The organism is Pseudosulfitobacter koreensis, assembly GCF_024733015.1.
GTDB classification, from domain to species: Bacteria; Pseudomonadota; Alphaproteobacteria; order Rhodobacterales; family Rhodobacteraceae; genus Pseudosulfitobacter; species Pseudosulfitobacter koreensis.
On sequence record NZ_JANKJG010000008.1, the window covers coordinates 1 to 12,055 of the forward strand.

Below are 12,055 nucleotides of genomic sequence, written 5' to 3' on the forward strand. Positions count from 1 at the left end.
AATCCGGTTCAGCTCGCGTTCGCTCATGATCACCAGTCCCACGGCCACACTCCAATCCTGCTTGATCAACAGGGAAGTGTGACACTTCTACTTTGCAGATGTGGGACATTCTAACTTTGCGGGCACAAAGCTAACACGCATAATCCATATTATGTAATTATTGCTCACCTAATATCAACGACTTACGCCTCGACGCTCACGCAAATCACCGCACCCCGATCTACCCCAACGCATAGCCAGCGCCGCGCACCGTGCGGACCGGATCTGTGCCGCCTGTCAGCGTCAGCGCCTTGCGCAGACGTCCGATGTGCACATCCACGGTTCTGGTATCGACATAGATGTCGCGGCCCCAAACACGGTCCAGCAGGCTTTCGCGGCTCCAGACACGGCCCGGCTTCTCCATGAAGGTGCTCAACAGCCGAAACTCGGTCGGTCCCAGCTTGACCTCGGTGGCGCCGCGCGTGACGCGGTGCCGCTCGGCGTCGAGAACGATATCCTCGTAATGCAACTGCATGCCCACCGTCGCAGGCCGCACGCGGCGCAACTGGCTGCGCACCCGCGCCATCAGTTCGATCATCGAGTAAGGTTTCACCACATAGTCGTCGGCACCGGTTTCCAGCCCGCGCACCTTGTCCACTTCCTCGGACCGCGCAGAGAGCATTATCACTGGAATATCACGGGTTTCCGGCTTGATCTTCAACCGACGGCAAATCTCGATCCCGCTGAGATGCGGCATCATCCAGTCCAGCACGATGATGTCGGGCGTTGCCTCATCGATCATCATCATCGCGTCTTCGCCATTGCTCGCCGACACGACGTCAAAGCCTTCGGCGGATAGGTTATAGACCAGTACCTCGCGTTGTGCGGGTTCATCCTCGACCACAAGAACCCGCGGTTGATCGGCTGACATGATCCGGCCCCCTTACAGCACTTGGACCGACGTCGTGTCGGCCTTGGAACGATTTTCATCCGCATGAACACCAGTGACCAGATAGACGGTCTGCTCGGCGATCGAGGTTACGTGATCACCCATGCGTTCGATGTTTTTCGCAATGAAATGAAGGTGCATACAAGCCGTAATGTTGCGCGGATCTTCCATCATGAAGGTCAGGAATTCGCGAAACAGCGCATTGTACATCTGATCGACTTCCATGTCGCGGTCGATTACGTCCTGCGCCAGTTCCGCATCGCGGTTCACATAGGCGTCCAGCGCATCCTTGAGCATCCGCTCGACCTCGCGCGCCATGCGGCGCAGCGCGCCGCCGCTGTCGCTGACGGGTGCAAGCGACGCCAGAACGCCGGTGCGCTTGGCCATGTTTTTTGCATAGTCGCCAATACGTTCCAGGTTGGCGCTGATCTTGATCACGCTCAGGATCAGGCGCAGATCAACCGCAATCGGGGCGCGCAATGCGATGACGCGCGCGGCTTCCTCGTTGATCGTCTCTTCCAGCGCGTCGATCTTCTTGTCGGCCTTGCGCACGGCTTCCGCGCGTTCCTCGTCACGGGTCTCAAGACTGATGGCAGCCTCAAGGATCGCTTCTTCTACCAGCCCGCCCATTTTCATGATCTGCGCCTGGATCGTCTCCAGGTCGCGGTCAAAGACGGATGCAATATGTTGATTTGACGACATTATTTATGCTCCTCAGCCGATACGGCCAGTGATGTAGCTTTCGGTGCGCGGGTCGGTCGGGTTGGCAAAGACTGTACCAGTCTCACCATATTCGACCAGATTGCCAAGGTGTAAAAACGCGGTTTTCTGGCTGACGCGGGCCGCCTGATGCATCGCGTGCGTGACGACCGCGACCAAATAGTTCTGGCGCAATTCGTCAATTAATTCATCGACTTGGGCGGTGGCAATCGGGTCGAGCGTCGAACGGGGCTCATCCATCAGCAACATGAACGCATTGCGCTGCATTCCCGTAACATCCCGCGCGGCCCGCCGGTGCGGGCAGGCGCGCGTTGAAATGATCGTTGCGCTTATCTGGCTGCGACAACCGAAAATCTCGTGAAGTCTTCGCGCCGCGTGACACTGGGGAAATCGGGAAAGAACAGCTGTCCGGCCGCCGCCAGTTTCCGCACATTCCGTCGCCCCAGAACAACAGCGGCACGTCGGCCATAGGTCGCACGGGGGTCATCCATCCGAAGACCCGACGCCGCCGCAAGCACGCGGGCGCGCGCCTCTGGCGTCATCAGCTTCAAGGCGTAAGGTCCGGGGTAAAAGCTTTCGCTTGGGCGTCCTTCGGCGATCAGTACCCGATGACGCGCAAGAAGGAGGTGGTGATAGGTGATTGACGTGCGCCCCGGCGCATAGGACGCCAGCGCCGTTTCCTCGGCCAGATGCCGGGCGCGTGCGAACATTGTGGTTCCGTCGGCCAGCCGCATCAGCATGCAATGCTGCGGGGATACGACCAGCGCGCGCTGGCCCTGGCCAGCTTGCGGCTTGATCCGCACCGGCGTCTGGCTTGCGTCGGTGGTGCCGGCCTTCAGGGTCAGATCGGTGTGCCCCGCCCAGATCACAGCCTCTGGCGGGCCGTCCCAGAGACACAACAGGTCTCCGGGACGCAGATCTTCAATGGCGACGTCACCCTGCGGCGTGCGGATCGCGGTGCCCGACGCAAAGCAGGCGACCCCTGTGTTGTCGACGCTAAAGCTGCCGCGGTCTGCCCCGGAAAACGTCAGGGATCCGCCCGACATCGACGTGTTGTCGCTGTAATCTCCAACGCTTTGGTTCAGCACGCCGTCATCGTCGAAATCGTCGCGCAACTCGTCCAGGTCGGTGTAGAATTCGGACAGATCAACGTAATCATTGTTGGTGATGTCGCCATCGTGCAGCGCGCCGGTGTTGCCCGCATTGAAGTCGGTGATGGTGTCGTCGCCCTCTCCCACGGTGAAGACGAAAACGTCATCCCCGTCACCACCGGTCAGCTGATCATCCCCTGCGCCCCCGATGATTGTATCGTCGCCAGAACCCGCGTGGATCGTGTCATTGCCCGACCCGCCATCAATGTAGGCACCCGCGCCGTCATCGTTGCCCGCCAGCACATCGTCATGTTCGGTCAGTATCAGACGCTCGACCTCCGAAAAGGTGATCGTGTCGGTGCCGTCGGTGATCGTCCCGGCCTCGTCCCCGGTATAGTTTACTGTCACCGGACCAGACAATTGCGACAGGTCGATGGTGTCGCTGTCGGTTCCGCCCTCGCCGCCGATCAGGGTGTCGTTGCCGAACCCGTCGAACACCTGGAACAGGTCCGCATCGTCCCCGCCCGAGACGCTGTCGTTGCCGGAAGAGCCGTGCAGCGTATCATTGCCCGCGCCGCCATCGACCGTATCGTTGCCCGCATTTCCGCTGAGGCTGTCATTCCCGTCGCCGCCATAAACAAGATCGTCGCCCTCATTTCCCCCGATGATGTCGTCGCCCGCGCCGCCATGGATGGTATCGTTTCCGGCATTGCCGCCAATACTGTCATTGCCCGCGTCGCCATAGATCAGATCATCGTCGTTGCCGCCGCCAATTGCGTCTGCCCCTTCACCGCCATGGATCGTATCGTTTCCGGCATTGCCACCGATATTGTCATTGCCGCCATCGCCATAGATCAGATCGCCGCCGTCGCCGCCGCCGATGCTGTCATCGCCCGCGCCGCCCGAAAGGGTGTCGTCTCCCGCGCCGCCCCCTGTGCCATTCGCACCGCCGTCACCCACATAAAGAATGTCACCGGCAAGACCGGCGGCAACGGTCTCTCCGTTGGGCAGGGCAAAGGCCTCGATCTGGGAAAAGGTGACGGTATCGGTGCCATTGGTGAACGTGCCCTGCCCGTCCCCGGTGAAGGTGACCGTCACGCTTTGCGTCAATTGGGAAAAATCAATGATGTCGTAGTCGGTACCGCCCTCGCCGCCGACGATGGTGTCGTTGCCGAACCCGTCGCGCACGATAAAGATGTCCGATCCGTCGCCGCCATCCAGGCTGTCCGCACCTGCCCCGCCGTCGATCACATCGTCGCCGCCACCGCCATGGATCGTATCGGCGCCCGTACCGCCCGATAGCGTATCGTCACCCGCACCCCCGGTGATGATGTCGTCGCCGCCCTCGCCAAAGAGGCCCAGATCCGCCGAGGATGCGCCCGCGTCGATGGTGTCGCCCACCTGCGTGCCCTCGATGTTCTCGATCTCGGAGAAGGTGACCGTCCGGCCACGGATCGCGGCGGTCCCTGCCTCGTCCGAGGTGAAGGTGACATTGACCGCATCAGCCGCGTCCGCTTCGGTGGCCCAGCTGAGCGTGTCGTCATCCGTGCCACCCTCGCCGCCGAAGACCAGCTTGTCATAGCCCGATCCTTGGGTGATGATGAAATCAGAGCCGTCGCCGCCATGGACCGTATCCCCCCGGTCGGTGATGTTGACCGTGTCGTCACCGGCCCCGGCATAGATCAGATCGTCGTCGTTCCCGCCGTGGATGTAATCGTCGCCGTCACCGCCATAAATGGTGTCGCGGCCCACGTCGCCGTAGATCGTGTCGTTTCCGTCTCCGCCGTTGATGTAATCGGCGCCCGTGGTCACCTGATCGCCCTGCGCATCGGTATAGCCCAGTCCGATCACATCGCCGCCGCTGGTGCCGTCGACCGATGACTTGAAATCGCCGTCAACACGTTCGGCCTCCATATCGCCGGTGTCGTCGGCGACACTGTTCAGGCTCATCGCCATGATCGGCTTGGCGGTCAGAGCCGCCTGGTCGGCATTGTCGGTGGCCTGGGGCGCCAGATAGGTATTGCCGTTCACATCCTGAAAGATGACCGCCGTGATATCGGCGGTGGTGCCATCGGCATAGGTGATGGTGGCGTTGTAGGTGGCGACCGCATCAAAGTTCTGCGGCGTGCCGCCATTGATGCGAAAGGCGTCATAGCTTGTGCCGTTGTTGGTGTCATAGGCACTGGGATCGTCCTCGTCCAGACGCTCCGCGCTGAGGGTCTGGACATGGGCGCTGAGCGGATCGCCGGCGGACCCGTAACCACCCAGAATCTCGACGGCATTCTCGGCGACCTCGTTGTCCTGGCTGCCGTCGATCAACGGAAGCGTGCCCAGATAGATGACTTCGTAACTGGTTGCCATGTCGCGTCCCTCGATAAGCCTGCGGAAAAGCTGTGGAACGAACGGACATGAAGACAGGCCCGCACATTCGGGGCCCGTGGTATCGCAAAAGAGTTACCGCTTGCTGAAACTGCGCAGGAACCTCTGTCGCGGGGTGGTGACGCGTGCCGGGGTCAGCCCTCGGGTGGGGTCCACGGCAACACGACCTGCACGGTGGTGCCCTGCCCCAGAACGCTGTCGATGCGCAGACGCCCCCGGTGACGGCTGACGATGTGCTTGACGATGGCCAGCCCCAAACCGGTGCCGCCCAGTTCGCGGCTGCGGTGGTTGTCGGCGCGGTAAAACCGCTCGGTCAGGCGCGGCAGGTGGATGGGGTCGATGCCGGGGCCCTGATCCGTCACCTTGATCGTGGCGCCGGGACCACGCAGGGGGCGCAGATAGTCGTCCACGCTCAGCTGCAATGTGACGGTGCCCCCGGTGCTTCCGTATTTGATCGCGTTTTCCAGCAGGTTGCAGACCACCTGCACCAGCTGATCGCGGTCAGCGGCGACGGTCACCGGGTCTTCGCCCAGTTCGGCCACCAGCGTCACATTGCCCTCGTCGGCCAGCGGCATCATCATCGTCACGACCGAGGCCAGACATTCGCGCAGGTTCACCTGTGCCGTGGGCCGCACCCGCTCGTCGCCCTCGACCCGGCTGAGCGACAGAAGGTCACCGACCAGCCGGTTCATCCGCTCGGCCTGGTCCTGCATGATGCCCAGGAACCGCGCCTGTGCGGCGGGATCGTTGCGCGCAGGGCCGCGCAGGGTCTCGATAAAGCCCATCAGCGCGGTCAGCGGCGTGCGCAATTCGTGGCTGACGTTGGCGACAAAGTCGCGGCGCATCTGGCCCGCCTGCTGCACCTGCGTGACGTCCTCGAAGGTCAGCAGCACCATCGAGGCTTGATCATCGGCGGGCACCTGCGCCACATGCACCGAAAACGTCGCGTGTTGCGCCCCGTCGTTGGACAGGTACGGCGCAGAGCGGGGCTTGCCGTATTGCAGGCACGCCTCGATCGCATCCAGCAGCGAGGGCTGGCGCAGCATCGTGACATAGGACCGCCCCTCGATGCGCTGCCCCAGCAGGTTGCGCGCCGCCGTGTTGGCACCGATGATGACCTCGGACTGGTCGATGACCACCCCCGGCATCGGCAATGCCTCAAGCATGGCGCGGATGACCCCGACCTGCGCCACCCGGCTCAGGCGTCCATGGCGGCGGCGACCGCACGCTCGAACACCGCCAGCAGCGCGTCGGGGTCTTCGAGGCCGACGGACACGCGAAAGAACCCTTCGGACATGCCAAGTGCCGCGCGGCGTTCCCCAGTCAGCGCACGGTGAGAGGACGAGGCCGGATGCGACAGGGTCGTGCCCACGTCGCCCAGGGTCGGCGCAAAGCTCAGACCCTCGGCGGCGGTGGTGAACGCATTGGCGGCCGCACGGCCCCCATCCAGCTCGAAACTGACCATATTGCACCAACGCCCTTGCAGCAGATCGGCGGCACGTGCGTGATCGGGATGGTCGCTGCGCGCCGGATAGATCACGCGCTTGACGCCTTTCAGCCCGCCAAGGGCATCCGCCAGTTTTTCCGCAGTCTGCTGACACCGCTCGAACCGCAACTCAAAGCTCAGCATCCCGCGCTCGGCCAGCCAGCAATCGAAGGGGCTGGGCGTCATGCCCGCGGTGACGGTAAAGACCCGAAGCCGCGTGTTGATCGCCGCATCGCGCGCCGCGACATAGCCCAGCATCACGTCGGAATGGCCTGCCAGCAGCTTGGTCACCGAATGGATCACGATGTCGGCGCCATGTTCGAACGGCTGATAGGCGCGCGGCGTGGTAAACGTGTTGTCGACGACCAGCAGCACGCCGGTCTCCTTGGCCAGCTTGGCCAGACCGACCATGTCGGCCACGCGCAACGTCGGGTTCGACACCACCTCGACCAGAATGATCCGCGTCTCGGGGCGCAGGGCGGCGCGCACGGCATCGACATCGCCGGGATCGGCAAGCGTGGTCTCGATGCCCAGGCGCGGCAGATCTTCGGACATCATCCGCAGCGACCGCCCATAAAGCTGGTTGCCACCGATCACATGGTCTCCGGCCTTGAGCAGGCCCAGCAACACGGCTGACACCGCAGCCATGCCGCTGGACGTCACCACGCCGGGGTGCGGCGCGTTTTCCATCCGGTCCAGCAGGCCACCGACCACATCGGCGTTGGGGTGCCCCTCGCGGCTGTAGGTATAGCCGTGCAGCTTGCCCTCGTACTGGCTGTCCAGCATGTCGGGCGTGTCGCTGGCATAGACCACCGAAGGCGACAGAGGTGTGACCACCGGACGCGAGGCGCTGCCGGGCAGAGGGACGGGCCGGATCAGCGACCCCTTTTCGTTGCGCATATTAACCGACCTTGGTCATGCCGTCGCGAAAACGGCGCATGTTGTCTTGGTAATGCAGCGCGCTGGCCTCAAGGCCCTTGATCGCTGCGGCGTCCAGTTCGCGCACCACCTTGCCGGGTGCGCCCATCACCAGCGATCCGTCGGGGATCACCTTGTTTTCCGTGATCAGCGCCCCTGCCCCGATCAGGCAGTTGTTGCCGATCCTGGCACCGTTCAGCACGGTTGCCCCCATGCCGATCAGGCTGTTGTTGCCGATGGTGCAGCCGTGCAGCATGACCTTGTGGCCGATGGTGCAGTTTTCGCCGATGGTCAGCGGAAAACCGGCGTCGATGTGCATCACGCAGTTTTCCTGCACATTGCTGCCGCGCCCGATGATGATATTCTCGTGGTCGGCCCTTATGGTGCAGCCGAACCAGACGCTCGACCCCTCTTCCATGATGACCTTGCCGATCAGGTTGGCGTCATGGGCGACCCAGGTGTCGGGATGAATGTCGGGGCGATCTGCGCCCAGGGCGAAAATGGTCATAATTGCTCCTGAAACTCGGATTGAAGCTGCCGCACGTGTTCGATCAGGTTCGGCTGCTGGCTGCGCCGCATCCGCGCGGCGCTGATGATCTTTTTAAGCTTGTCCTCGGTCTCGTCCAGATCATCGTTGATCAGGACGTAGTCATAGCCGTCCCAATGGCTGATCTCGTCCCAGCATTTCTTCATGCGCTGGTCGATGACCTCCTTGCTGTCCTGTCCGCGCGCTTCCAGACGGCGGCGCAGTTCGGTGATGCTGGGGGGCAGCAGGAACACCGACAGCGTGTGCATTCCCAGCGCCGAGTTGCGGATCTGCTGCGCGCCCTGCCAGTCGATGTCAAAGAGCACGTCGTTGCCCTGTTCGATCGCATCGCGCACAGGCCCCGTGGGCGAGCCATAGAAGTTGCCAAAGACATGGGCATGTTCCAGCATCTCTTCGTTGTTCACCATCTTCTTGAAGTCGTCCTCGGACACAAAATGATAGTCGAACTTGTCCACCTCGCCGACGCGCGGCGGGCGGGTCGTCGCCGAGACCGAAAAGCTGATCGTGGTGTCCCAGGCCCGCAGACGTTTGGCCAGCGTGCTCTTCCCCGCGCCCGACGGCGACGACAGGATCATCAGTAGGCCCCGGCGGTCATACTTGCGGCGTTCGGATTTCATCGGCGGTTACTCCACATTCTGTACTTGTTCACGCATCTGGTCGATCAGCGCCTTCAGCGCCAGTCCCACCCGCGTCAATTCGGTATTCTGCGCCTTCGAGCACAGGGTGTTGACCTCGCGGTTGAACTCCTGGCTCAGGAAGTCCAGCTTGCGGCCCACCGGCCCACCTTCGGCGATCAGGTCGCGCGCGGCGCTGACATGGGCACCCAGCCGGTCGATTTCCTCGGTGATGTCGGATTTGACCGCCAGCAACGCCAGTTCCTGCGCGATGCGGTCCTTGTCCACCCCATCGGCATTTTCCACGACGCGCGCCATATTGCGGCGCAGATTTGCGGCCACCTCGTCCCTGCGGCTTTCGGCGATGCGGGCGGTTTGCGCTGTAAGCTCTGCAACCTGATCCAGCTGCGCATTCAGCACCCTGGCCAGGGCGGCCCCCTCGCCCGCGCGCATCTGCACGAAATCTTTCAACAAAGCCGCCACATCCGCCTCCAGCGCGGATTTCAGCGGTGCAACGTCCTGATCACCGCTGGATTGTTCCAGCACACCGCGCATCACCGCGATATCCGTGGCTTTCGACGGGGCCAGCGACAGGCCCAGGTCCATCGCCTGTGCCTCGATCTCGGTCAGGGCGGCCAGCACGGCGGCAAGCTGTCCTGCGTTGACCTGAACGGCGCCCGCCGCATCCTCGCGGGTGACGCGGATGTTCAGCGTGACGTTGCCGCGCGCGACCGCTGCGGCCACCTGCGTGCGCAGCGCGACCTCAAGCCCGTCGATCCAGTCGGGCGCGCGCACGCGTATATCCAGCCCCTTGCCGTTGACGCTGCGCAACTCGCTGTTCCAGCGGTAAACGCCGCTTTCCCCGCCCGAAGCGGCAAAGGCGGTCATCGAATGAAGGGCGGGGTGTGCGGCTGTTTTGCTCATGGGCGAGCAATACGGTGATTGGGGTGCGTTGGGCAACCCAAAGTGGCGGGTGCGCCGCGTAAGCACAGAATTGCACAAGCCCGCGCGCGCGGTGTCGATGTTAACCAACTCTTAAGATTTCAGTCCGATGAAGGGATGAGTTCGGGTATTAAGACTTTGGTAATAACTGCAGCAGACCGGGCTGCAGAAAAACGCTGAGGTGCGCACAATGGACTTTTTCGATCAGTATACGCGAAACGTGGTGGATATGACAGATTTTCAGGCAGACACCGGCTTCTCAGCTCTCTCCCAGGTTGAGGGATATTGGGACGCGCTGCGCGGCAGCCGCCTGATCCCCAAACGCTCCGAGATTGATCCGCGCGGGATCGAAACCGCGCTGGAATATACCTTTATTCTGGAACGCATCGCCCCCGGCATGGCCCGTCTGCGCATCGCGGGCAGCCACCTCGGCGACTTGATGGGCATGGAGGTGCGCGGCATGCCGCTGACCTCGATGATCTCGCCCGATGGCCGCCGCCAGTTGAACGACGCGCTGGAGGATGTGTTTCAACGGCCATCGGTCTGTGAACTGCACCTGAGTTCGGCTGTGGGCTTTGACAAACCCGCGCTGGAGGCGCGGATGATCCTGCTGCCGTTGAAAAGCGATCTGGGCGATGTCAGCCGGGCGCTGGGCTGCTTTGTCGCGCGCGGCACCATTGGGCGCAAGCCGCGCCGCTTCGATATCCTGAAGACGCAGTCGCGGGCCATCGTCGCGCCGACGACCGCGCCGATGCCGCTGGATGCGCTGCCACCGGACGTTGCACGGCCCAAGTCCGGCATGGCCGAAGCATCAAAACCCTTCAAGGGGCGCAGGACCGGCGATGTGCCCTATCTGCGGCTGATCAAGACCACCACAAAGACCGAGTGATATCTTTTCTTGCCAGCCACAACGCACCGCAAGGATACCACCCGGATACCCTTGCGGTCTCTGGCTTGGTCAGATGATCGCCTGTTGCTGGCCGTTGCGCGTGTTGCGGCGCGCGGTCAGCTCTTCGGCCACCAGGAACGCAAGTTCCAGCGATTGGCTGGCGTTCAGGCGCGGATCGCAGGCGGTGTGATAGCGATCCGACAGATCCTCGTCGCTGACGGCACGCATGCCGCCGGTGCATTCGGTCACGTCCTGCCCCGTCATCTCGAAATGCACGCCGCCGGGGATCGTGCCCTCGGCCTGATGCACGGCAAAGAATTCGCGCACCTCGCGCAGCACGCTCTCGAAGGGCCGGGTCTTGTAGCCCGTCGATGACTTGATCGTGTTGCCATGCATCGCGTCACAGGTCCAAAGCACGTTTGCGCCCTCTTCCTCGACCGCCTTGATCAGACGCGGCAGATGGTCCCCGACGCTGCCCGCGCCAAAGCGCGCGATCAGGGTCAGACGGCCCGCCTCGTTCTGGGGGTTCAGCTTGGCCATCAGCACCTTGAGGTCTTCGGCGGTGGTGGTCGGCCCGCATTTCAGACCGATGGGGTTCTGCACGCCGCGAGCGTATTCCACATGCGCGCCATCCGGCTGACGGGTGCGGTCGCCGATCCAGATCATGTGACCCGAACCCGCCAGCCACTTGCCCGAGGTGGAATCGAGCCGCGTCAGCGCCTCTTCATATTCCAGCAGCAGGCTTTCGTGGCTGGTGTAGAACTCGACCGTCGAAAACTCATGCGTGGTCTTCGAGTTGATGCCCGCAGCCCCCATGAAGTCGATGGTGTCCTGAATGCGGTTGGCGATCTCGGCGTATTTCGCGGCGTCGTCACTGTCGGTAAAGCCCAGGGTCCACGCGTGCACCCGGTGCATGTCGGCAAAACCACCGGTCGAGAAGGCGCGCAGCAGGTTCAGCGTGCCCGCCGCCTGCGTATAGGCCTGCAACATCTTCGCCGGATCGGGGATGCGCGCCTCGGGCGTGAACTCCAGACCGTTGATGATGTCGCCGCGGTAGCTCGGCAACTCGACGCCGTCGATCACCTCGGTCGGCGCGCTGCGCGGCTTGGCGAACTGGCCCGCCATGCGGCCCACCTTGACCACCGGCACCTTCGCACCGAAGGTCAGCACCATCGCCATCTGCAACATCACCTTGAACGTGTCGCGGATCGCATCGGCGCTGAACTGGTCGAAAGCCTCGGCGCAATCGCCGCCCTGCAACAGGAACGCTTCGCCCCGGCTGGCCGCCCCAAGGTGCGCCTTGAGTTTCCGTGCCTCGCCCGCAAAGACCAGCGGCGGATATTTCGACAGTTGCGCGGTGACCGCGTCCAAGGCTGCCGCATCCGTATAGTCAGGCATCTGGATGCGGGGCTTGTTGCGCCAATCCGATTTCGACCATTCGCTCATAATGTCTCTCCGTTTTCGGGCTGAGGTACAGCCACAGTATGCAGGGCCTTATACAAAAGCGTGCTATGAGTGGCCATACATCAAATACGACCTCT

General features: G+C 62.8%; 10 protein-coding genes and 1 pseudogene. 1 reads left to right on the forward strand and 10 read right to left on the reverse strand.

The genetic code is table 11. From position 1 onward, the window contains the following. Positions 1-220: 220 nt before the first annotated feature. The 9 genes and pseudogenes from phoB to NTA49_RS11460 all read right to left on the reverse strand — a co-directional run bounded on the left by phoB (position 221) and on the right by NTA49_RS11460 (position 9,607). Positions 221-910, reverse strand: coding sequence for a phosphate regulon transcriptional regulator PhoB (gene phoB / locus NTA49_RS11410; protein ID WP_258294900.1), 690 nt, complete (start codon positions 908-910; stop codon positions 221-223). Positions 911-922: 12 nt separating this feature from the next. Continuing rightward, positions 923-1,630: a phosphate signaling complex protein PhoU gene (gene phoU, locus NTA49_RS11415; RefSeq protein WP_258294901.1), complete on the reverse strand. Its 708-nt coding sequence runs from the start codon at positions 1,628-1,630 to the stop codon at positions 923-925. 12 nt (positions 1,631-1,642) lie between these two features. Beyond that, a pseudogene (locus NTA49_RS11420) lies at positions 1,643-1,897 on the reverse strand (phosphate ABC transporter ATP-binding protein); the annotation flags it as partial. Positions 1,898-1,977: 80 nt separating this feature from the next. Then, on the reverse strand, positions 1,978-5,100 hold the full coding sequence (locus NTA49_RS17250) for a Hint domain-containing protein (protein ID WP_284700561.1): 3,123 nt from the start codon (positions 5,098-5,100) through the stop codon (positions 1,978-1,980). A gap of 152 nt (positions 5,101-5,252) precedes the next feature. Next, a complete protein-coding gene (locus NTA49_RS11440) occupies positions 5,253-6,284 on the reverse strand; it encodes a sensor histidine kinase (RefSeq protein WP_258294903.1) in 1,032 nt (343 codons plus the stop codon). A gap of 32 nt (positions 6,285-6,316) precedes the next feature. Beyond that, positions 6,317-7,504, reverse strand: coding sequence for a trans-sulfuration enzyme family protein (locus tag NTA49_RS11445; protein ID WP_258294905.1), 1,188 nt, complete (start codon positions 7,502-7,504; stop codon positions 6,317-6,319). Between the two features lies 1 nt (position 7,505). Further along, on the reverse strand, positions 7,506-8,030 hold the full coding sequence (locus tag NTA49_RS11450; protein ID WP_258294906.1) for a gamma carbonic anhydrase family protein: 525 nt from the start codon (positions 8,028-8,030) through the stop codon (positions 7,506-7,508). Continuing rightward, positions 8,027-8,686, reverse strand: a complete 660-nt coding sequence (gmk, locus tag NTA49_RS11455) for a guanylate kinase (RefSeq protein WP_258294907.1) — start codon at positions 8,684-8,686, stop codon at positions 8,027-8,029. The genes NTA49_RS11450 and gmk overlap by 4 nt, the downstream gene beginning before the upstream one ends. Positions 8,687-8,692: 6 nt before the next feature. Continuing rightward, positions 8,693-9,607, reverse strand: coding sequence for a YicC/YloC family endoribonuclease (locus tag NTA49_RS11460; protein ID WP_258294908.1), 915 nt, complete (start codon positions 9,605-9,607; stop codon positions 8,693-8,695). 208 nt (positions 9,608-9,815) lie between these two features. Between NTA49_RS11460 and NTA49_RS11465 the strand changes: the two genes are divergently transcribed. Then, the gene (locus tag NTA49_RS11465) at positions 9,816-10,514 is read left to right on the forward strand and encodes a PAS domain-containing protein (RefSeq protein WP_258294909.1); all 699 of its coding nucleotides are present in this window, start codon (positions 9,816-9,818) and stop codon (positions 10,512-10,514) included. A 69-nt stretch (positions 10,515-10,583) separates the two neighbouring features. Here the strand turns inward: NTA49_RS11465 and NTA49_RS11470 are convergent, their stop codons facing one another. Then, on the reverse strand, positions 10,584-11,960 hold the full coding sequence (locus tag NTA49_RS11470; RefSeq protein WP_258294910.1) for a class II 3-deoxy-7-phosphoheptulonate synthase: 1,377 nt from the start codon (positions 11,958-11,960) through the stop codon (positions 10,584-10,586). Positions 11,961-12,055 lie beyond the last annotated feature (95 nt).